Below are 21,315 nucleotides of genomic sequence, written 5' to 3' on the forward strand. Positions count from 1 at the left end.
TCGTTCCCCGCGGAAAGCGGACGGTTTTCCCTGCCATCCCATGCTCTGAGTAAACAACGGACCGGACCCTTAATTCCAGACGGAGACGATTTAGTAATCGTTTAAAATATCAACAACAGACTTTAACAGAGCTTTATAAAAAAGATGAGTCGGACATCGGTGCCTGGCGACCATTTTTGTCTAATAGCATGATTTTAGCACTTCCCTGTTGTAAGCAGACGTGAATTTTGGTACTATTTTTATTAACTAAATAGTTTCTTATTTCAAATTTCATTTGAAGTAAGGATAGAGGTGCAATGACAAGAGTACGCATGTGGAGGAGAATGAGATCCATGGATGCATGCGGAAAGGGGAAATTGCCGAAGTGTACGGACTCTCATGGTCCTGAAGCTGGGTCTGATGCTCAACAGGCACAGAACTGTCATATAGGAAACTATATGGAGGGCTATCTTACGCAGGAACGGTATAAAAGTTTCTACGGCAGCATCGAAGCCCTTGATGCTGTCGTTTTTGATTTTACTGCCGTATGGCCCTCACGACCTCGAACGTACAAAATACAAGAAAAGGTGTGAGGTTAATGAACTTCGGGCAAGTACTGACAGCGATGGTGACCCCTTTTGACAACGACGAGAATATGGACCTGGAAGCAACGGGAGCTTTAGTCAACCACTTGATCGAGAACGGCAGTGACGGCCTGGTTGTCGGCGGGACGACCGGTGAATCCCCGACACTGACAACGGATGAAAAACTCCAGCTGTTTGAACACGTAGTAGAAGTTGTAAACGGCCGCGTCCCGGTCATCGCCGGTACAGGATCCAATAACACCCGCGCATCCATTGAATTGACGAAAAAAGCCGAACAGACAGGCGTGGATGCCATCATGCTTGTGACTCCTTATTACAACAAGCCGACACAGGAAGGACTGTACCAGCACTTCTCAAAAATTGCCGCAGCCACTTCCCTTCCGGTCATGCTGTACAACATTCCGGGACGCAGTGTCGTCAACATGGAACCGGAAACGATTATCCGCCTTTCTGAGATTGACAACATCGTTTCCGTAAAAGAAGCGAGCGGTGACCTGGAAGCCGCGGCGGAAATCATCCGTGAAACAGACCGTGACTTTTCGGTATACAGCGGGGAAGATTCCAACACCCTTCCGTTTGTCGCCATCGGAGGAACCGGCATCGTCTCCGTCTCCTCCCATATCATCGGGAATGAGATGCAGCAGATGATTCAGAGTTTCAGAGAAGGAGACGCCCCATTTGCCGCGCGTCTTCATCAAAAGCTTCTCCCTGTCATGCACGCTGTTTTCTCAGCGCCGAGTCCCTCCCCGGTCAAGGCGGTGTTGAATGAAATGGGCGTTCATACCGGAGGCGTCCGCCTCCCGCTCCTTCCCTTAACGGAAGAAGAGACCGCCCGCGTCATGGAGACCTACAACAGTCTTCAGCCTAAAGAAGCACCAAAAGCCCATATGGTCGGTTGACAGAAAAAAGGCTGCCGGGAACATGTTCCCGGCAGCCTTTTTCTGCTTTCTTATACTTCGATGGTCCAGCCGAAGCTGTCTTCTTTTCTTCCACGCTGAATGCCTGTAATCGTATCATACAGCTCCTGGGAGAGCGCACCGATTTCGTGGTCGTTGATCACCATTTTCTTCCCAAGCCAGTTCAACTCACCGACGGGAGAAATGACGGCCGCTGTTCCAGTTCCGAACGCTTCCTCCAGTTTTCCCTGTTCATACGCTTCATACAACTCTTCAATAGAGATGCGGCGTTCGGTCACTGGAATGTCCCATTCTTTCAGTACTTCAATGATTGATGTTCGTGTAATCCCCTGCAGAATGCTTCCGCTCAAAGCAGGGGTCACAATTTCCCCATCGATTTTAAAGAAGATGTTCATGCTGCCGACTTCTTCAATGTAGCGCTTTTCCACACCATCCAGCCAAAGGACGTCAGCATTGCCTTCCTTCGCTGCCTTCGCCTGGGCCTGATAGCCGGACGAATAGTTACCGGCGGTTTTAGCCATTCCGGTTCCGCCTTTGACGGCTCTTGTGAACTGGTCTTCCACATTAATGGTAACCGGCTTGATTCCTCCGGAGAAGTACGGACCGACCGGTGACATGATGATCATGAGCTTATACGATTTGGACGGAGCAACAGCGAGGCTCGGTTCCGTAGCGATGATGAACGGACGGATGTATAGCGAAGTTCCCTCAAATTCCGGTACCCAGTCCTTTTCCAGAGCGACAAGCTCCTTCAAGTAGCCCAGTACCTCGTCTTCATCGACAGGTGGGATGCTGAGACGGTCACCGGATAGGTTCAGGCGCTCAAAGTTCTTTTCCGGACGGAACAGCAGGACACGTCCGTCGTCTGTACGGTAGGCTTTCAATCCTTCAAATACAGTCTGCCCGTAATGGAAGATCATGGCGGCCGGATCAAGCGTCAGGGGCTCGTAAGGAACGATGCGGGGCTCGTGCCAGCCCTTCCCTTCTTCATAATCCATTACAAACATATGATCCGTGAACGTTCTTCCAAAAGGAATCTGCTCCGTTTCGGGTTTCTCCTTTTTATAGGCGGCTTCGACGATTGGTAGGGACATAGATAAGACTCCTTTTCGATTGGTTTCACCTGCCATCACAGGCGGAAATATTAGTACTCATTGTACGCCCTCCTTCAAACAAATGAAAGAGGAAGATGCTGAAATGTTCAAAAAATTCACCGCGGTCAAGCGTTACAAAAGTACAATAGGGAAACCCTCGCTTGTCTGCTATAATAGCAAAAGGTAAATAACGGAAAAACGGAGGGATCGATGTGTTTGATGTACTGTTGATTGAAGATGACCGGACATTGTTTCAGGAAATGCAGGAAAGGCTGTCCCAGTGGTCGTATGCGGTTCACGGGGTGCAGGATTTCAGCCGGGTGATGGAAATATTCACGTCCGTTGAACCGCAGCTTGTGATCATCGATATCCAGCTCCCGAAGTTCGATGGCTTCCACTGGTGCCGGATGATCCGGGAGCATTCCAACGTCCCCATCATCTTTCTTTCCTCCAGGGATCACCCGACGGATATGGTCATGTCGATGAATCTTGGAGCCGATGATTTTGTACAGAAACCGTTCCACTTTGAAGTATTGATCGCTAAAATCCAGGCCATTCTCCGACGTGTCTACAACTACAACACCCACGCCTCTGAACTGCAGACTTGGTTTGGCGCAACGGTGGACTTTGAGCGGGGCCGGGTGACGGCAAACGATACGTCCATTGATTTAACAAAAAATGAAAGCTTCATTTTAAAGCAGCTGCTCGAAAAAAAGAACAAAGTGGTCTCCCGTGAGGAAATCATTCAAAAGCTGTGGGAGGATGAACGCTTCGTGAGTGACAATACACTCACAGTCAATGTGAACCGGCTGCGCAGACGGCTGAATGAGATTGGTCTGGAACACGTCATCGAAACAAAAGTCGGGCAAGGGTATACAGCCAGAGACGAGGCAGGCTCATGATTTTCACCTATATGCGGGAAAAGCTGAGCTGGATTCTTCTGTTCATGTCCCTTCAATTGCTTGCCCTCCTTATTGGATACCTCGACTCGTCCCTCCCATTCCGTGCCGTTACGTATTACGTATTTTTATCGCTGATCATTTTCAGCTTGTTTCTGCTCCTCCGTTTCCAGAAGGAGACCCGGTTTTACAAGCAGTTGGTGGAGCGGGACAATGACCTTGATCTGACCACGATTCCTGAAGCTGAGAGTCCCTTGGAGTCCGTCATTGAAACGAGCATCCGGGAGCAGCTGGAACGATTGAAAAAGGAAGCTGCCCATCATCAGGATCTTCTGCAGGAGGAAAAAGATGACCTGCTCGGATGGATCCATGAAGTGAAAACGCCGATGACTGCGATGAAGCTGATGATCGAAGGGATTGAAGACTACCCGCTGCGCTCGCGTCTGACCTATGAATGGATGCGGATCCATCTTCTGCTCGACCAGCAGCTGCACCGGAAGCGGATCCCTTTTATTGAAAATGACTTATACATAGAAGAAACCGCGCTCGAGCCTTTATTGTTCAGTGAAATTAAAACCTTGAAATCGTGGTGCATGCAGAAAGGCATCGGCTTTGACCTTGAGCTGGATCAGAAATCTGTTCTGACGGATGCGAAATGGCTCTCCTTTATGATCCGTCAATTGCTATCGAACGCCATTAAATACAGCCCTTCCTCAGACATTACGGTAACAAGCGGCAGAAAGAGTGGCCGATCTTTTCTTACGGTTGCTGATCAAGGGCGGGGCATAGCAGCACAGGACAGGCCACGCATTTTCGAAAAAGGGTTCACGTCAACAACCGCTCACCAAACTGAAGCAGCATCGGGGATGGGCCTTTACCTCGTTGACCGCATCCGCCGCCCGTTGAACATTGAATTGGATGTTCAATCGGAACCCGGCCTGGGATCCACGTTCACGCTTTGGTTCCCGGAACCGAATACGTTCACCAAGATCAGGAACCGCCCGGATCGTCCCCCACAACAGGATAGAAAGTGATACACTCATAGTTATTCTTTACCACTGTTTTTTGAGGGAGTGTTAACATTGAATCAAACCAGTCCGGCAGCCAGCCTGCTTGAAACCATCCAATGGTTCGTCTTTCTGCTTGCTAATGCGGTTGCGCTGCCGATTGTGATCGGATCGATTTATCAATTAGACTACATAGAAACCGCCGGATTGATCCAGCGGACCTTCTTTACCGTTGGGATCGCTTCCATGCTTCAAGGGCTGTTCGGCCACCGTCTGCCGATCATGGAAATTCCCGCAGGCATCTGGGTCAGTATCTTTACCGTTATGGCCATGACCGGTGCAGAAGCAGGCGGCAGTTATACAGGAACACTTCAGGCGCTGGAGATGACGATGATCATGACAGGCGGTTTTTTGTTCCTGTTTGGGGCGTTTAAAGTGTCGCAGAAAATCCTGCCCATCTTCACTCCTCTTGTGACAGGGGCATTCTTCCTGTTCTTGACCGTACAGCTGAGTGGAACGCTGCTGAAAGGGATGCTCGGTCTGCAGGGAGACAGTGGAACAATCCAGGGAACGACCGCAGTCCTTGCCTTTCTGACGTTCTTTATTGTGCTCGGATTATCGACGTTTGCCAGAGGATGGCTGAGCAGCTATGCCGTTTTCATCGGCATTGTGATCGGCTGGGTCATTCACCGTTTGATTCTCGGCGGGCAGATGACGGAAGCGGAGATGCCGGTATTTTCAGTTCCCGAGCTATTCGCTTTCGGTCTACCAACGCTGGAGTGGAGCCTGCTGCCGATGGCGTTCATTACAGCTGTCATTTCGATTTCGAATATCGTCGCCTCCATTACAGCAGTGAAACAGACAGTAGGAGAAGGTAAAGAAAATAACGGCGTCCAGGTCGACAGAGGAACGATGTTTTCCGGAATCAATACGATGATTGCCGGCGGCATGGCAACCGTCGCCAACGTCCCGGGAGCTACGTCCGCAGGTTTTATCGCCATTACCGGGCAGAAGCGGAAAAACCCGTTCATCTACGCTGCCATCCTGCTGTTGTTTACAGCCTTTTTTCCGCCGGTGACACGGGTGATTTCAAGCATCCCCTCCTCGGTTGCCAACGCGGCGCTTATGGCGACATTCGTCCAGCTTGTGGGAATCGCGATTAACAACTTCACGCTGGAGCCTCTGGATTCCAGAAAGATTACCATCGTCGGCATTGCCTACCTTTTCGGGATGGGGACGATGTTTCTTCCGGCGGAAGTGTTTTCTGCGATGCCTGCGCTTGTGCAGAACTTAATGAGCAACGGTCTGCTCGTCGGTACCGCCCTTGTCATTGCCATGGAACAGCTGTGGCGTCCTAAGAACTAACCGCTATCCTTCTACCTGATGGTAGAAGGATACTTTTTTATGGATTCTCCTCCTCGTGAAACGTATAGAAGAGCCGCATCGTATAGACTAGCAGCCACATGAATAGGGAGCGGATCGTTCATGTTTATTTTTACACTCTTGTCCGGGTTGTGTTTACTCTTTTTCCCTTTACAAGGGATAAGAGATTTTAAATCGGAAAAATGGTCGTACAAGATCACCCGGATGATTTTCATCGCTTTGGCTCTATTACTCATTACAGCAGGTATCTTAGGGATTATAGACTTTGTTCATAACCCCAGGGGTACTTTTTAACGAAACAAAAGGACCACTCATGTAAAACCCTGAGTTATTCTGCACCTCCAAAGTCGACGTACGAACGTGACTTGAACCTCATTTAAGCTTCTAAGGTGAACCCTGGTCTGCTTTTTCCAAACCTATCGGGAGAGCTCTTATTAAATGAAAACCATGTGACAAAAGTGTCACTTCCACCCCCTCTTTTGTTAGCTGAATCGAAGGAAACACGTCCCCGGTAAACGTACAATGAAGTCAGATGAAAAAGGAGGTTGAATGAATGAGTTTATTAGAAGCAAGAAAAATCCATAAGAGCTATGGAAACAAATTTATGAAGCAGCACGTTTTGGAAGGCATCGATGTCACGATTGATAAAGGGGAGTTTGTCACCATCATGGGCGCATCGGGTTCCGGGAAAACGACCTTGTTGAACGTCCTCTCTTCTATTGACCCGGTCAGTCACGGATCGATCGTGATCAACGGGCAGGAAATTACCGGACAAAAGGACAAACAGCTGGCAGAGTTCAGAAAGCATCATCTCGGGTTCATTTTTCAGGAATACAACCTGTTGGACACACTGACGGTGAAGGAAAACATTCTGCTTCCGCTTTCTATTTCGAAAACGGATCGTATAGAGGCGCAGCGGAAATTCAACGCGCTTGCCGAAGAACTTGGCATCGAGGATGTCCAAAACAAGTACCCGAACGAAATATCAGGTGGACAGAAGCAGCGGACTTCAGCGGCGCGGGCCTTCATCCATGAACCGAGCATCATTTTTGCCGATGAGCCGACAGGGGCATTGGATTCCAAGTCCGCATCCGATCTGCTGGGCAAATTGAGCGGCCTGAATGACACACGGGAAGCCACCATAGCGATGGTCACGCACGACCCGGTAGCTGCGAGCTACAGCAGCCGCGTCATCTTCATCCGCGACGGGCAGATCTACACCCAGTTGAATAAAGGTGGACAGACGCGGGAGGCATTTTTGAAGGACATCATGAAAACCCAGGGTGTATTGGGTGGTGTAAGCTATGAGCATTAATCAGCTGATCCTCCGAAATTTGAAAAAGAATATCAAGAACTATTACTTATACGTTTTCGCCCTCGTCTTTTCCGTCGCCCTTTACTTTTCCTTCGTGACCCTTCAGTACGACCCGGCGATGAGTCAGGACGGATCTGTGAAAGGAAGTGCAGGATTGATGGTCGCTTCGGTTCTATTGATTGCCATCGTGGCCGTTTTCCTCCTTTATGCCAATGCTTTATTCGTGAAAAGGCGCAGTCAGGAAATCGGACTGTTCCAGCTGATCGGCATGACGAAAAACCGGATTTTCCGGCTGTTGGTGGTAGAGAATCTAATTATCTACTTCGGATCGATGGCGGCCGGCATTTTTATCGGGTTTGCGATTTCCAAGCTGATTCTCATGGGCTTTTTTAAGATTGTCAATGTTGATGAAGTGGCCGACCTGCACTTCTCCATGGCGGCCCTTGCCCAGACGGTGATCGTATTTGCGGGCATCTTCCTGCTCATTATGGCGACGATGTACATCTTTATTCGGAAGCAGTCCATCCTCTCCCTTTTCCGTGTTACCTCGAGCACGCAGGGTAAAGTGAAAAAACTCTCCGTGTGGGAACACATCATGGGAGTGCTCGGCATAGGAATGATTGCTTCGGGCTATTATGTGTCCACACAGCTGTTTGAAGGGGATATTACCTCGATCAACGGGCTGTTTATCGCCATGACGTTCATTCTGGCATCCACGATCATCGGCACCTACTTTTTCTACAAGGGTTCTGTGCGCTTTGTCAGCAACCTGCTTAGAAAACGGAAAGCCGGCTATATGAACATCAACGAAGTGCTTTCGCTGTCTTCGATGATGTTCCGGATGAAATCCAATGCCTTCCTGCTCACCGTGATTACGACCGTTTCCGCCCTTGCTATCGGACTGCTGGCACTGAGCTATATTTCACTGTACTCAGCGGAAAGCCTTGCGGAAAATAATGCTCCTGATGATTTTGCCATCACCAACGAAGAAAAAGCGATGGCCTTTTCCGATACATTGGAGGAAGAAGGTTTTGACCATTCCTACAGACAGGTGGAGGTGCTGCAGGCGAAATTCAATGTGGAGGATATTCTGGATGTGGACCTCGAGGATATGAATTTCAACGCAGAAAATACAACCATTCCTGTCATCAGTGAAACCGCCGTGCCTGAGCTCGACTTGGAAAGAGGAAGCATGATCATGACCGGCTACAACGATATTATGCAGTCCTATATTTCCTTAAAGGGCGATGGAAAAGTGGAATGGCTGTCTGAGAATGACGCCGTGGATCTTTCCTATCAAGGACTGCGGGAAGACTATGTGATTTCCTCCTATTATACCGCCGGCGGTCTGCCGATCGGCGTCGTGTCCGAGGAACAGTTTATGAACATGAAAGAGCAGCTGGAACCTTCTATTTATACCGGGATTAATCTGGAGGATGACAGCAGGAATGAAGCAGCTTTTCAATTGTTTGAGGAAGCCGGTTTAACAGAAAGTTTCGAGCACCGGTCCCAATGGTACGTGGAAACCTCCCAGAAACAGAACATGGGGGCCGTCATGTTTATCGTCGCCTTTTTAGGACTCACCTTTCTCATCACCTCCGGCTGCATCCTCTACTTCAAACAGATGGATGAAGGGGAAGACGAAAAGGAAAGCTATACGGTACTGCGGAAGCTCGGCTTTACAAGGGGCGATCTTCTGCGCGGCATTCAAGGCAAACAGCTCTTCAACTTCGGGGTGCCGCTCTTGATCGGTCTGCTGCACAGCTACTTCGCCGTGAAGTCCGGATGGTTCTTTTTCGGTAATGAAATCTGGACACCGATGCTGATGGTGATGGGCGTCTACACAGCTTTATATTCCATCTTCGGTCTCCTTTCTGTCTTATATTACAAAAAGGTGATCAAAGAAGCGCTGTAATTGTCGAGCGGCTCTTTTCCTCCCGGACGGTGCGGTCTGGTATAGTAAAGGCATGAGGTGAAACGATGAATTCGAAACATATACTCGATCAAATGAAACAACACCAGCCTTCTGTGCTCGGTCACGAACAGTTCCGTAAATTCTCTGTCCTTCTGCCGCTCATGGAAAAGGATGGAGACATCCACGTTCTGTTCGAGGTACGGGCCAATACACTAAGGCGCCAGCCCGGAGAGATCTGTTTCCCAGGCGGAAAAATCGATCCAGATGATTCTTCTGCACGTCAGGCCGCCATCCGGGAAACGGAGGAAGAATTAGGCATCCGCCGCGGACAACTGTCCGACGTCCATCCGCTCGACTATCTCGTCTCCCCGTTCGGAATGATCGTCTACGCTTTTGCAGGGTACTTGAATACCGACGAAAGTGCCTTTGAAAAGAATCCGGATGAAGTGAAGGAGCTCTTTACCGTTCCGCTTTCCTTCTTTATGGACCAGGATCCGGAAATCCACTACGTCCATTTCGAGGCCCAGCCGGCGGAAAACTTCCCCTACGAGCTCATCCCGGGTGGTGAAAATTACAATTGGCGCACGCGTCAGATGGAAGAATATTTTTATCAATATGGAGACAAGGTGATCTGGGGAATGACCGCAAGAATCCTCGCCCACTTTGTTGACGTGTTGAAAAAGAAACAGTAAATTCAAAAGAAAAGCCTGTCCTGTGATCAAGGTTTGATCACAGGACAGGCTTTAGATATAGGGTTAAAAGCTGGCTGCACAGGTCTTATGTATTATGGTAAAGCATCAAAAAAGGACCGCCCTTCTTCAACAGCCTCCTGGAACATAAAGAACGTAAACATCAACAGAACGAATAGAAAGGCGATCGATCCCCATTTGATTACATTCTCCCACCTCTTCGGCAATAACCCGGTACTCTGAATACCAAGACGTTTAAGAACAACATCCATCAGCAGGAATAATGGAAAAGCTGCGATAATCGAAATGAGAAGTCCAAACGCCTCTTTCAATTCCATTTCAACAATAAGAGTGCCGTTGTGGGAAACATTCTCAGATGGAAGCGGGGCTGTTTCAACAACCTCCCCCCTCCAATTATATTTTTCAACGGTTTCCCCCTCCATCCCTACACCAAACGGAACGTGATAAGAACTATATTCAAGCGTCAGCTGAATACCAAAGATCATGAGAACAGCTATCGGCGCTGCCAGCCATCGAATTATGTTTTTCAAAAGCTCCTCCTCCTTTTCCATAATCAGGATAACATTTGAATTTCCATTTTTACCATCATAGGGTTAGAAAAACATAGAGTAAAATCTGATGTTACCATAAAGGAACAGGAGGCGATGATGTGACAGAAGAAGAGATGTGGATGCAAATCGAACGCCTGCGGGCTGTTGAAAAAAGACAGAGCGAAACATTGAAGGCATTAACCGGAAAAGGCCTCTACGAAACACGCCTGAAGCCTGACGAGCATGGTACGATCTTCATTGATCCTGACGATCCTGTGCAGCAAAAGTTGTGGAACCTGGAATAAAGCATACAAAAAAACGCTGCGGTCTCACGCAGCGTTTTCTGTTTCTAAAAGATCTTTATACTTTTCCTGGATGAATCCAATGATGGTTCCAAGCGTCTGTCCCTTGAAAGCATCCGGAACCGATTCACCGTTCGGATCAGCGTAATAAAAGGCGCCTTTTTCTTCACTATAGGAGAAGCCCAGCTTGGTCAAACGATTGTTCAATTCCTCTGGATTTTCTTCAAGGCCCGTCTGCTGCTTGAAATACTCTGTCGGATATACCCACACATCCACATCATCACTGCCGGTCTCTACAATGAATAAGTCCGTATCATACTGCGAAATCCACTGATTTTTTGAGAAAAGGGCAACTCCCGTTCCTTCCAATCCTGCAATGCCTACTAAATTCACTCCAAAGATTTCATTGATCATCGTATACCGTTCCTCGGCCGTCAGTCTTTCTTCAAATGACAGCCAGTACAACTGCATCACGCGGACTTTCGAAAGCTTCGCAATCCGCTCATCGCTCAGTTCCCAAGGGGATGCCGTTTTCCTGATGCGGTCCAGGACATCATCTGAATAGGTGGCTGTCTGCTTTCCAACCCCCAGATCAGATATAGCCTGAAGATCTATGCCGTACACAGCATCCACTACTCTCATCAATGTATAAGGCGTGACCCTGCGGTTATTTCGATCCAGATAATGGTCCATAACTTCCGATTTGCTCATCTTATCGATAGAAGCTTTGGTTTCTTTATACGAGAGTGGGCCCCGGGTCTCCTGCTTCAAATCCTTGTAGACTCCGTATACGATGAGATCCGGGTATTTTCCTTCCTCTGTATGAACTTCCTGTTTCCAGCTTTTCGCCTCTACCTGATGAGGAATTGCAGCCGATGCTCCTGCTGTGAACAAAGTGAACGCCGTCAATATTACTGCAGACTTCCGCATCCATTTTTTACGAAAACGCTCCATTTCTTCCTCTCCCCTATCGTGTGTCCGCTACCCTCCCAGGCCGTACACAACAAAATATAGATGATGTACTCTTTCGTTGAATGGTCTATTTTAACTATACCCGATGTTGTCGAATAAAGACACATCCAACCGATGAAAAGTGTGAACAAGCGTCCTCCACAGGGTACACTAGGAGAAAAAGGGAGAGAATGACGATGAGCACCTATTCGATTGTCTGGTTCCGGAATGACCTGCGTGTCCACGACCATAAACCCTTGACTAGAGCTGTCACAGCAGGGCATCCGGTCATCGCACTTTATATTTTCGATCCATATGAATACAGAGACCTTTCCTATGGTTTTAAAAAAACCGGGCGTCACCGGGCACAATTTATCCAGGAGAGTCTGGAGGATCTGCGGACGAATCTCGCTGAACTGAACGTCCCCCTATTGATTAGGTACAAGGACCCAGCAGAAGCTTTCCTCGAGCTTTCCGATGATTTGACTATTAACGGTGTGTACCTTCATGAAGAAATCGCAACGGAAGAGCAGCAGACCGAAAGAGGAGTTCGAAAGGCTCTGCCCGGCGTACCTTTTTACGTCGATCACGGACATAACCTGTTTCCGCCGGAAGACCTGCCGTTTTCCACCCGGGATGTGCCGGATACGTTTTCCCAGTTCAGAAAAAGAATCGAAAAAAATGGGGTGACGCCGCCTAGAGCGATCGCTCCACCTCAAGCAGCTGTGAAAGTGGAGCTTCCAAATAGGATAGAGGAAGGGAAGATTCCGGACGTAGCTGCCTCAGGCCTGGAGAACGAGTGGAAAGAGCCGCGTTACCATGGCGGATCGACAGCGGCTAAACAACGGCTCCGGGACTACATCTTTACTAAGGACCGCCTCCGGGTTTATAAGGAAACGAGAAACGGGATGCTTCTAGAAGACGATTCCTCTAAATTTTCTCCATATCTGGCGAACGGCAATTTGTCCCCGCGGGTCGTGTATGAGCAGATCCAGCACTATGAAAATAACCATACGAAAAACAAGTCGACCTATATGCTATATTTCGAACTGCTCTGGCGGGACTACTTCCACCTCGTTCACCGGAAATACGGCGATCGTCTCTTCTACAGGACAGGGCTGAATGGTTTGGAGATCCCCTGGAAAACAAACGAGGAGCATTTGCAGGCGTGGATGGACGGCCGCACGGGCTATCCGCTCGTAGATGCGGGCATGCGGGAATTAAAACAGACCGGTTTCATGTCCAACCGGGCACGCCAGAATGTGGCGAGCTTTTTTACAAAGAACCTCGGTCTGGACTGGCGGATCGGGGCCGCCTGGTTTGAATCACAACTCGTCGATTATGACGTAAGCAGCAACTACGGCAACTGGCTGTATATCGCGGGAGTCGGAAATGATGCTGTTTCCTTCCGGGTTTTTAACGTGGAAAAACAGGCGGAGGATTATGATCCTGATGGCGATTACCTGCGCTGGTGGGTCCCTGAGCTTCGTGAACTGCCCGTACCTTGGATTTTCAAGCCGAGGGCAATGGGAATGATTGAACAGGAACAGTACGGGGTTCAGCTCGGAGAAAATTATCCGTTTCCGATCATCGACTTGTACGAATCGATGCGGGAGATGAAGACCGCTTTTGAAGAAGGGACAAAATAGAGAAAAGCCGCGGACATCCTCATGTCCGGCGGCTTTTTTCAGTCCTGCCTCGTTTTCCGTTTTTTCCGTAGATAAAAGAGGAGGGATCCAATGATCAGGAGACCTGCGACAGCGGTAATGATGATGTTCCGAATGTTAGGGACGGCGAGTTCCACCATCATATTCGTTGTACCGGCAGTCTGAATATCCCACTGCAGTTCATTTCCGTCTGTCCGGTCGGCGTTGTGGTCTTTCGGTGCGATCGGAAGGTCGAGTGTGAACGTCAGATCCAGCTGATCCGAAACCATCTGCTGCATCCCGCCCATGATTCCGCTGTTTTCAAGATTTATTTCACCTTCCACCTGATATGTAGTCGTAAACCACCCGGGCTCCTCCGACCATTCTACGGGTAGACCTTCCATCACATCCCCGATTCCAGCGGCTGCCGGTTGTTCCAGCTGATCCGGAACCTGGATTTCCTCGACGTTTTCAAAAGCCTTTCCGGCGGTAAACCCGGTGTAGCCATCTTCTTCGTAAGGTTCCACCTGATAGCCGCGGGATTCGAGGTCCTGTTCCGCTTCATCAATCACACCCTGCATCCGCTCCATGAACAGACCCGCCTCTTCCTCGTTCACACCAATCTGCACCTGTGCCTCACCGCTTTTATCTTTGTTGACGGTCAGCTTCACATCGCCTTGCACACAGCCGCTTATTACAACCAGACTGAACAGAAACAGCACTCCCAGTCTCATTCTCATACTCCTTCTCCCCTTTTCAAAAAACACTCTCGAATATATGCACCGATATCCCTCTGACTTTCCCGTTTTCCATACCGCCCGTGATGTGCCCCACGATCATCCACACGGCTGCCTAGGCCCAGAAACGGCTCGGACGGCTTGAAATCGAGGCCGATGACAGGTACATCAAAGGTGGGGGATGTACCGAAATGAAACCGGGCAGAAGGGAATCCTTCTACGTTCATGGATGAATCGTAGGACACATCATAGACATCTGTAAACCTTCTCCTGTGTTCTCTGCCAAGCAGCAGGATAAGGGAAGGTTGTAAATAATGCAGCGTTTCTTCAAGCATTGCCGTTACTTCAGGAAGACGCAGCAGCTTCTCTTTCTTTTTTATTTTACCCATAAACTGGAGCGTCGGAAAAGGAAAAGCATCGACATGAACAAGAGGGGGCTCGTTTTGATAAAAAGAAGCTCCCATCCCGTTCATAAACCCCTCAAGCTTCGCTCCACCCTTTCTGCCAAACCATCGGGTATACGCCTCTTCCCCCTTAAAATAATCCTCATATTTCCTGATGACGGCTGTCTGCCGGTCATCATCTTCTTGAAAAGATGCGAGTAGATCTGCACTTTCCTTGTCAAATGACTGCGCCGTCGTCTGCCATTCAGCCTGGTCGTTCAAAACATATCGGGACGTCGGGTTTGTCCCAATGGTGACGATCGGATGATCCCGCCTCTCCCCGAGCCATAAGACAGGCACCGACCGGTGGATGAGCTCGTTACGGACATCTGAACGTCCCAGTCTGCTTTGAATATCAACCGCCCTGCTGAGCAGCTGGCGGGCTTCTTTTAAATCATCGGCCATCGATTTCCCTCCTCCCCCTTCCATTCCCCCCGCGACCACTATTTAACAGCGTAGAGCGGGTTTCCTTTGGAGACGATAAAGTCAGGAGGGATCTCATCATGGATGGACAACCATTAACGATTGAACATTTCAACGAACGCTTCCAGCGATGGAGCGGTGCCGATATTGTCATTACGAAACTGGAACTGAACGATAAGGATACAACAGAGATGCATCTGGATCACATCGCTTACGGGACGGATGCTGCACGTCTGGATGAATACCTGCCTATGCATTCCCTGTTTTTATATGGAGATGGCGAAGCGGAAATCGGCCCTCAGCAGATGGAGCCGCTCCCAGCACCCTATTACGAAATTCCTCTGCAGGATACGACGCAGTACCTATACAGTCCGGAGGGCTTTATTGTCACGACGGACCGGGCAACCTATATCATTCAGAAAAAATAACGGCCTCGGCAGCGGGGCCTTTTTACAAAAATAAAAACAGGGAAAATCCCTGCCGTCAAAATTTATATCCGAACACCACAACATCCACGGCATTCAGCCCCGTTCCTCCATCTGCCTCTGTTTTTATCGTCAGTCCCGTCCCAGGTACATTAAAAACCCTTGTAAACTGCTGTCCCGGAATGACCCGGAAAGAATCCAGCAGGAGGAAATTCACACCTTCCACTTTCACAATCAATTTGAACGTGACAGGCCCTTCCGATACCACCCGGTTGCCGCCGGCCACCCGGATGGAGTAGAACGGGCGGACATCAATGCCGCCGGGCAGATCTTTCGTTACATCCACGGTAGCCCCTGATTCAACCGTCTGACCTCCCGGCTCCGTCATGAAAATTAAATTATTCCCGCGTGAAACAGCCTCAGCCACCTCAACCACTCCTCCCCTCCTCTATCCTATGAAACCATGGGGGATTTAGGGAGTAGAAATCACACCTTTTCGTTTTCTTCCGCTCCTGATGCAGACGCTCCTTCCCTTCCCGGACTTTCTGCCTGTTTCCAATGCACCTTGTCAGATTTTCCAGGTTGCGTACGATAGAAATGGTGGACACCCCTGGATCAAACCTCATGACCTCCTCAATTCAATTGTGAAGGAGAATGTACATGGATCTGCTGACCAAAGGTCTCTTTACCTGCGCTTTCCTGCTTTTCTTTTTTCCCATCACCAGCCACGCCGGCTCCATTAAAGATGGAGCCTCCGGGAATCCCGGGGAATGGTACGTGGGAGACACGCCCGCCTCTGTAACAGAAGAGAAACGCCCCATTCTTTTCATTCACGGCCTCAACAGTTCATCAGAGACGTGGTACGAGAGTAATGATATGTATATCACCGCTCTCGATAACGGCTACGAAACAGCCTTTATCGATTTGTACCCAACAAAAGATATGTGGGACAACGGGGAGCTGCTGGCCGGAAAAATCGAAGACATGTATCATCATTTCGGTGAAAAAGTCGTTATCGTCGCTCACAGCAAAGGCGGCATTGATACACAGGCGGCGCTTGTTCATCACAGTGCGTCTCCCTATGTGGATCGTGTCATTACCTTATCCTCCCCGCACCACGGCTCGCAGCTTGCCGATCTCGCTTACAGCAGCTGGGCCGGATGGCTTGCGGGAATCATCGGCAGTAAAAATGAAGCCACCTATTCCCTGCAGACTGGATACATGAGCTATTTCCGCTCCACCACCGACAGCAGACCAGGAATCGATGCCGTCCCGTTTTACACGTTCGGCGGTACGGAATGGGGCAGCTTCGGCAGCTCCCTGTACTGGGGAGGCTTGTACTTAAGCTCTTACGGCAGCAACGATGGGGCGGTCACAGTGAAAAGCTCACGCCTTCCTTACGCCCAGGAATTGAAAGTTGGAAAATGGGATCACACGAGCATTAAAGAAGGCTCCTCCACGTTTCCCCTTTTCCGTCCTTACTTGAATGAGACCGCTCCGCTGGCGGCATTCGGACTCGAAACAGCCGCTGTGTCAGAAGAATCCGAGCCGGCGGCCGGCCAGTACGTCTCAGGCGGCGAATACACAGGACGCACACGGGAGACCGTTATTGTAGAATCCGGAGCAGACGCCGTCACCTTCGACTGGATCAGTTCCAGCCCGGATGTTGACTTGAAGCTTGTCTCCCCTGATAAAAAAACCTACAGCGGCTTTAAAGCCGCGAAGGATGAAACCGAGGTGCTTGAAGGATCCTATCATCACACATTGAGAATCGATGACCCCGCAGCAGGCAGATGGAAACTGGAAGCCCGGAGCCCTGGCGGAGAATCCTATCTGCTCAACACCTCCTTTGACAGTGAGTTGAACGATAAAATCAGCGCCTCCATGAATGTGGACGAGCTGAAAGTGAAAAACAAAGATACCCGTCTGAAATATAAGACAGATATGACCGTCACCCACTATAAAAACGGACGGGAAAAAGAAACAAAACTGAAAGCGAAGAAGCAGTCGGACGGTGTCTACCAGCTTCCGAAGCTCGGAGAAGGTGTGTACAGCCTGACCATCGAAGTACAAGGAACCTACCAAAAAGAAAAGTTCGCCCGGACGATGATTTCCTCGGTCTATATCGACCAGAACGGCAGAGTATACAGCGAGGACTTTTAAAACGGGTGGACAAATAAAAACGGCAGGAGAACATGTGACGTTCTCCTGCCGTTTTATCAGGATTGTTTCTGCAGCGCTTCCTCTAAAGGCTCCTTCAATGCGGGCGCAAGGGTTTTGGAGTAAGCTGTACTCAAGTGGTGCTTGTCGCGGTAGACAATCACATTACCAATGACAGGCTCACACACTTCTTCCCCGCAGAAGTAATCCGACAAATCCACAAATGTGACATTCTCCGGGATCCCATCCGTGTTTTCCCATGGAACGACATCGGATAAAGCTTCATCTCTGGAAACCGAGCAATCCTCGATCGACCCCTTTTCCTCAATGCAGAGCGGCGTATCCTCTTTCATCCGCGGATTATCACGGACAGCCATGATATGGGTCGTCCCTTCAAGTTTCTTCCACTGTTCAAGATAGCCGTCCGGCACCGTCGTTCCACTGTTGACGGTGGATGTTGTAAAGACAAGGTCCGGCGGGTCCTCCTGGAGATCCTGCAGCACTTTTTCATTCCAGTCCATACACGTTTCGTTCAACAACCCGTCAAAATCATCGTTGGAGAACCGGCAGGCATCCTTATTGTAAAGCTCGATTTTCAAATTCAGGTCATCAGACAGTTCACTGAGGGCCGGGAACCAGTGTCCCGAATGGGATCCGCCGACGAGGGCAACCGTATAGTCGGGATTCTCCGTTTCTCCCATTGAACAAGTTTTCATCCCTTCTTCACTCGTATACATGAAGCATTCTCTGTCCTCATAAAAGGCCGGCAGCTCCTCCTGCACTTCAATAGTCGATGGATAAGGATCCAGTTCTTCCGCATCTACGTTATAGAAGACGGCCTGAGCACCTGGATAGTCCCCCGCCTCATAAGCCTTTCCCTGCATCTGACTCACGTAAAAATTCCATCCGCCATTGACGAGAAGAACAGGGACAATCAAGGCGGTGAGCGCTTTTCCGATTTTCACCTTCGACGTTTTCACGCTCAAGTTACGAACAGGCGCTTCAATGTAGGTTACCGTTACATAAGCAAGCACAAGGGCAGCTGCTATAATGACCGCCCCGGCGAATATCGATGCCTGACCGGTATCAAACCAGGCAAAATAGAAAATCAAAAGCGGCCAGTGCCACAAATAAAACCCGTAGGAAATGCTTCCGAATTTGAGGAAAGGCTTGGAGCCTAACAGACGGTCCACACCGAAGCCACCGCTGTTTTCAGCCGATATAATAACAAAAATCACGCCGGAGGCCGGTAAAAGAGCGACCCACCCGGGAAAAACAGTAGATACCGGAAGCAGAATACCCGTAAGCGAAATAACGGCCAGGCCGGTCCATCCAAGAATCACAGACACATGTCTGTTCAGCTTCACATAAGGCAGCAGCAATGCGACGATGCCTCCGAGACTGAACTCCCACGCACGCGCAAACGTATCAAAGTAGGCCCACGGCTGGTTTACAGCCGTTTTGTAAACAGAGTACGAGATAGATAGCACGAACAATGTGAGCAGCACACCGAGCAGTGTTTTCCGGACCGGCGTTTTCAAAACCTTCCGCGCAAGAAAATACGCGGCCGTGATGACAATCGGCCAGGTTATGTAAAACTGTCCCTGTACAGATAAGGCCCAGAAATGCTGAAAAGGGCTTGCCTGGTTGTTCTGAGCCAGGTAATCAACGGAACTGAAGGCCAGCTGCCAGTTCTGGAAATAAAACACCGAAGCGAATCCTTCAGAGATGATCTGCTTCCACTGGGCCTGCGGAAGAATCCAGATGGAGCCGGCAAGGGTGAACAGCACGACGATAAACGCCACCGGGAACAGCCGGCGTCCGAGCCCCAGCAGGTATTCTCCTAAATGGATATTTCCCTGCTTGAGCATTTTGGAAAGCAGGGAGGTCGTTATCAAGTAACCGGAAACGATAAAGAATACATCCACACCGCCGGAAACCGATCCAAGCCATATATGGTACACCGCCACAAGGAAGGCGGCAACCGCACGCACGCCTTCGATTTCCGGACGGAATCTTTTCTCAGGGGTCCTTAAATCATTCACTCATCACCATCTCCATTTCTCTCTTCCTCCTATGTATCCCTTCAGCTTATCGGACCCCACCAGAACTGTGAACCTATCAGGAGAGATTTTTACTGGATTTGCAGAGTTTTTACAAAAGGAATCAGAGGTTAATCGCCTGCCCTATTGGCAGGTTTCATTCAAGGTTCTTTGACATCCACGACAATCCCCCCCGCCAAGAAGGATATAATCGCGGACCGTACGCTTTCGGACCGCTTCCTCAGGGAGCCTTGGGAATCTAATCTTTTCTCACAAGCAGAAGTGGGGCACCTTCCCTGACGGCTCAGTCTTTTCCTACACTCCTCCGGTCTCCCTAATCATCTATAACTCTACCATTTATAAAAATAATTGGAATACTTGTGAGAAAATCTGCCAGCTGATCTTTCACAATTGTACTTTTATAACAAATTCAAAAAACCACCGGCTCTTATGAAGAGCCGGTGGTTCAATCGAAGTTATTTAATTTTTCCCGGATGGCCGTCCTTGATGACTTTGGTTTTGTCATTCTGGATCGCGAGCTTGATGGTCGGCGCCAGTGTACCACCGAAGTGGGACATCTGATACTCCGGAGTCGTTCCTCCAAGATCTGAGATGTTCTTTCCATCAAGATCATGGAAGTTATAGAAGCTGATCACTTTTCCGTTTGGAAGAACCATCCAGGAGTAGGATTGGTACGCGTGTTCTTCCGGATTGGCCAGGACTAACCCACTGTCATTCAGCGGCTCATAGCCGGACGTCAGCTCATCGGATGAAAAGCCGTACAGGCCGTCCGGTGCATCGAGGTCCGGACCAAATTTGTGTTCATGTGTATTCGTGAACAGGTAGTATTGATTACCCTTGGTTACGATATGGGGACGCTCAAGCTCCTGGTTGACGTAATTCGCTTCCAGAATTGGTGGTAGAGCTTCATATTCGGTGTAGGAATCGTTCGTTGCTTCAGCAATTCCGATCGCCCCGTTGAATAATTTTGCAAATCCTTCGTCTGTGAAGCTGAAGTCATCCTGGAAAGAACCGCTTCCGATATAATCGGTATCCAGCGTACGCTCCGCTGGTGTTCCGGCTGAGTTTCCTTCAAACAAGATATAGTCTTTCCCTGTTTTTGGATCTTCAAAGAACCATGGATCACGGAACGTGTAGCCGATGTCACCCTGTTCTGCCTGCTCCTCAGTCTGATAGTGCTCGCCTTCAGGCTCAAGGATGATGGAGTGATCGAAGTTTTCGAAGGAAATGCCTTCAGAAGATGCGTTCACTTCCCCTTTAGCAAGAGCAAGACGCTGTTCATAGGTGACGCCCTCCTCCCCTTTACGACCTGTAGCTGTATAGAACAGGTTCAGTTCACCGTCTTCAATCATCGCAGAGCCTGCCCACTGCCTTGAACCGTAGGCGCCTGTTGGATCAAACGCCTCTCCGCCAAGCTCCCAGCTCTTGCCGTCTTTGGAATAGAAGTAGCGGATCGTCGCTACATCATGTCGTTTACCTGGAAGCAGGTCGGACGGAGCCGTCAGGGAGAAAATCACGTAGTAGCCGTTCACTTTGGCGACCGAGCCGTCTTTGTTACGAAGCGGCCACGTATCCCAAACATGAAGTTCTGGAGCCATTTTTTCAAAATCCGGCTCGATATAAGGGGCGGTTGTATCTTTCGTGCGCTCAATCTGTGAGGCATCTTCAATCGTCCAGTTGGAAGTCTGACTGGTTTCTGCAGAAACAGAACTGCCAAATGCCAACGTGGAAACAAGAGCGGTCGTCACTAAAAAGGAACGTTTCATCCATGTATTTGTTTTCATCGTTCTCCTCCTTATTTATAAACAGGG

Annotated in this window: 19 protein-coding genes and 1 riboswitch; of the genes, 11 read left to right on the top strand and 8 right to left on the bottom strand. The window is 49.4% G+C overall.

The genetic code is table 11. The annotated features are described in order from the left end of the window. The first annotated feature begins 278 nt into the window (after positions 1-278). Positions 279-456, top strand: a riboswitch (Lysine riboswitch). A gap of 121 nt (positions 457-577) precedes the next feature. Continuing rightward, positions 578-1,483 (top strand): 4-hydroxy-tetrahydrodipicolinate synthase, encoded by a 906-nt coding sequence (gene dapA, locus ACXAD6_RS17575; protein WP_474970007.1) that lies wholly within the window; start codon positions 578-580, stop codon positions 1,481-1,483. Positions 1,484-1,533: 50 nt separating this feature from the next. Here dapA and ACXAD6_RS17580 read toward each other — a convergent pair whose 3' ends face one another. Beyond that, positions 1,534-2,595, bottom strand: a complete 1,062-nt coding sequence (locus ACXAD6_RS17580; RefSeq protein ID WP_474970008.1) for a branched-chain amino acid aminotransferase — start codon at positions 2,593-2,595, stop codon at positions 1,534-1,536. A gap of 212 nt (positions 2,596-2,807) precedes the next feature. Here ACXAD6_RS17580 and ACXAD6_RS17585 point away from each other — a divergent pair, with 212 nt between their 5' ends. The 6 genes from ACXAD6_RS17585 (at position 2,808) to ACXAD6_RS17610 (ending at position 9,806) form a co-directional block, all read left to right on the top strand. Then, entirely contained in the window at positions 2,808-3,497 is a 690-nt protein-coding gene (locus ACXAD6_RS17585; protein WP_474970009.1) for a response regulator transcription factor, read from the top strand. Next, entirely contained in the window at positions 3,494-4,528 is a 1,035-nt protein-coding gene (locus ACXAD6_RS17590; RefSeq protein ID WP_474970010.1) for a sensor histidine kinase, read from the top strand. The genes ACXAD6_RS17585 and ACXAD6_RS17590 overlap by 4 nt, the downstream gene beginning before the upstream one ends. Positions 4,529-4,567: 39 nt before the next feature. Continuing rightward, positions 4,568-5,866 carry a purine/pyrimidine permease gene (locus ACXAD6_RS17595; protein ID WP_474970011.1) on the top strand — a complete coding sequence of 433 codons (1,299 nt, stop codon included), beginning with the start codon at positions 4,568-4,570 and terminating at the stop codon, positions 5,864-5,866. 571 nt (positions 5,867-6,437) lie between these two features. Continuing rightward, a complete protein-coding gene (locus ACXAD6_RS17600) occupies positions 6,438-7,199 on the top strand; it encodes an ABC transporter ATP-binding protein (RefSeq protein WP_474970012.1) in 762 nt (253 codons plus the stop codon). Further along, positions 7,189-9,114, top strand: a complete 1,926-nt coding sequence (locus tag ACXAD6_RS17605; protein ID WP_474970013.1) for an ABC transporter permease — start codon at positions 7,189-7,191, stop codon at positions 9,112-9,114. The genes ACXAD6_RS17600 and ACXAD6_RS17605 overlap by 11 nt, the downstream gene beginning before the upstream one ends. A 65-nt stretch (positions 9,115-9,179) precedes the next feature. Beyond that, positions 9,180-9,806: an NUDIX hydrolase gene (locus tag ACXAD6_RS17610; protein WP_474970014.1), complete on the top strand. Its 627-nt coding sequence runs from the start codon at positions 9,180-9,182 to the stop codon at positions 9,804-9,806. A 92-nt stretch (positions 9,807-9,898) separates the two neighbouring features. On the opposite strand, the gene ACXAD6_RS17615 is transcribed toward ACXAD6_RS17610, so the two are convergent. After that, positions 9,899-10,354, bottom strand: a complete 456-nt coding sequence (locus tag ACXAD6_RS17615) for a hypothetical protein (protein ID WP_474970015.1) — start codon at positions 10,352-10,354, stop codon at positions 9,899-9,901. 119 nt (positions 10,355-10,473) lie between these two features. On the opposite strand from ACXAD6_RS17615, the gene ACXAD6_RS17620 reads away from it, so the two are divergent. Continuing rightward, the gene (locus tag ACXAD6_RS17620; protein ID WP_474970016.1) at positions 10,474-10,659 is read left to right on the top strand and encodes a hypothetical protein; all 186 of its coding nucleotides are present in this window, start codon (positions 10,474-10,476) and stop codon (positions 10,657-10,659) included. 24 nt (positions 10,660-10,683) lie between these two features. Here the strand turns inward: ACXAD6_RS17620 and ACXAD6_RS17625 are convergent, their stop codons facing one another. Beyond that, positions 10,684-11,610, bottom strand: a complete 927-nt coding sequence (locus ACXAD6_RS17625; protein WP_474970017.1) for a hypothetical protein — start codon at positions 11,608-11,610, stop codon at positions 10,684-10,686. A gap of 194 nt (positions 11,611-11,804) precedes the next feature. Here ACXAD6_RS17625 and ACXAD6_RS17630 point away from each other — a divergent pair, with 194 nt between their 5' ends. Continuing rightward, on the top strand, positions 11,805-13,256 hold the full coding sequence (locus ACXAD6_RS17630; protein WP_474970018.1) for a DASH family cryptochrome: 1,452 nt from the start codon (positions 11,805-11,807) through the stop codon (positions 13,254-13,256). A gap of 38 nt (positions 13,257-13,294) precedes the next feature. Here the strand turns inward: ACXAD6_RS17630 and ACXAD6_RS17635 are convergent, their stop codons facing one another. Together ACXAD6_RS17635 and ACXAD6_RS17640 are read right to left on the bottom strand one after the other, a co-directional pair. Then, positions 13,295-13,993, bottom strand: a complete 699-nt coding sequence (locus tag ACXAD6_RS17635) for an LPXTG cell wall anchor domain-containing protein (RefSeq protein WP_474970019.1) — start codon at positions 13,991-13,993, stop codon at positions 13,295-13,297. Further along, on the bottom strand, positions 13,990-14,838 hold the full coding sequence (locus tag ACXAD6_RS17640; protein WP_474970020.1) for a hypothetical protein: 849 nt from the start codon (positions 14,836-14,838) through the stop codon (positions 13,990-13,992). Before ACXAD6_RS17640 ends, ACXAD6_RS17635 begins: the two co-directional genes overlap by 4 nt. Positions 14,839-14,936: 98 nt before the next feature. Between ACXAD6_RS17640 and ymzB the strand changes: the two genes are divergently transcribed. Further along, a complete protein-coding gene (ymzB, locus tag ACXAD6_RS17645) occupies positions 14,937-15,284 on the top strand; it encodes a protein YmzB (protein ID WP_474970021.1) in 348 nt (115 codons plus the stop codon). A 55-nt stretch (positions 15,285-15,339) separates the two neighbouring features. Here the strand turns inward: ymzB and ACXAD6_RS17650 are convergent, their stop codons facing one another. Then, complete coding sequence (locus ACXAD6_RS17650; protein ID WP_474970022.1) at positions 15,340-15,717, bottom strand: hypothetical protein; 378 nt, start codon at positions 15,715-15,717, stop codon at positions 15,340-15,342. A 224-nt stretch (positions 15,718-15,941) separates the two neighbouring features. Here ACXAD6_RS17650 and ACXAD6_RS17655 point away from each other — a divergent pair, with 224 nt between their 5' ends. Beyond that, complete coding sequence (locus ACXAD6_RS17655) at positions 15,942-17,444, top strand: esterase/lipase family protein (RefSeq protein WP_474970023.1); 1,503 nt, start codon at positions 15,942-15,944, stop codon at positions 17,442-17,444. A 56-nt stretch (positions 17,445-17,500) separates the two neighbouring features. Here the strand turns inward: ACXAD6_RS17655 and ACXAD6_RS17660 are convergent, their stop codons facing one another. Together ACXAD6_RS17660 and ACXAD6_RS17665 are read right to left on the bottom strand one after the other, a co-directional pair. Continuing rightward, positions 17,501-19,486, bottom strand: coding sequence for an acyltransferase family protein (locus tag ACXAD6_RS17660; protein ID WP_474970024.1), 1,986 nt, complete (start codon positions 19,484-19,486; stop codon positions 17,501-17,503). A gap of 473 nt (positions 19,487-19,959) precedes the next feature. Beyond that, positions 19,960-21,288, bottom strand: a complete 1,329-nt coding sequence (locus ACXAD6_RS17665) for a glycoside hydrolase family 68 protein (RefSeq protein WP_474970025.1) — start codon at positions 21,286-21,288, stop codon at positions 19,960-19,962. Positions 21,289-21,315: the final 27 nt, after the last annotated feature.

The organism is Halobacillus sp. ABH2_015 (assembly GCF_056158945.1).

What these genes read in the sequence shown, in the direction of transcription:
- dapA (WP_474970007.1), top strand. Translation starts at nt 578, where the DNA reads ATGAACTTCGGGCAAGTACTGACAGCGATGGTGACCCCTTTTGACAAC.
- ACXAD6_RS17580 (WP_474970008.1), bottom strand. Translation starts at nt 2,595, where the DNA reads ATGTCCCTACCAATCGTCGAAGCCGCCTATAAAAAGGAGAAACCCGAA.
- ACXAD6_RS17590 (WP_474970010.1), top strand. Translation starts at nt 3,494, where the DNA reads ATGATTTTCACCTATATGCGGGAAAAGCTGAGCTGGATTCTTCTGTTC.
- ACXAD6_RS17600 (WP_474970012.1), top strand. Translation starts at nt 6,438, where the DNA reads ATGAGTTTATTAGAAGCAAGAAAAATCCATAAGAGCTATGGAAACAAA.
- ACXAD6_RS17605 (WP_474970013.1), top strand. Translation starts at nt 7,189, where the DNA reads ATGAGCATTAATCAGCTGATCCTCCGAAATTTGAAAAAGAATATCAAG.
- ACXAD6_RS17610 (WP_474970014.1), top strand. Translation starts at nt 9,180, where the DNA reads ATGAATTCGAAACATATACTCGATCAAATGAAACAACACCAGCCTTCT.
- ACXAD6_RS17625 (WP_474970017.1), bottom strand. Translation starts at nt 11,610, where the DNA reads ATGGAGCGTTTTCGTAAAAAATGGATGCGGAAGTCTGCAGTAATATTG.
- ACXAD6_RS17630 (WP_474970018.1), top strand. Translation starts at nt 11,805, where the DNA reads ATGAGCACCTATTCGATTGTCTGGTTCCGGAATGACCTGCGTGTCCAC.
- ACXAD6_RS17635 (WP_474970019.1), bottom strand. Translation starts at nt 13,993, where the DNA reads ATGAGAATGAGACTGGGAGTGCTGTTTCTGTTCAGTCTGGTTGTAATA.
- ACXAD6_RS17640 (WP_474970020.1), bottom strand. Translation starts at nt 14,838, where the DNA reads ATGGCCGATGATTTAAAAGAAGCCCGCCAGCTGCTCAGCAGGGCGGTT.
- ymzB (WP_474970021.1), top strand. Translation starts at nt 14,937, where the DNA reads ATGGATGGACAACCATTAACGATTGAACATTTCAACGAACGCTTCCAG.
- ACXAD6_RS17655 (WP_474970023.1), top strand. Translation starts at nt 15,942, where the DNA reads ATGGATCTGCTGACCAAAGGTCTCTTTACCTGCGCTTTCCTGCTTTTC.
- ACXAD6_RS17665 (WP_474970025.1), bottom strand. Translation starts at nt 21,288, where the DNA reads ATGAAAACAAATACATGGATGAAACGTTCCTTTTTAGTGACGACCGCT.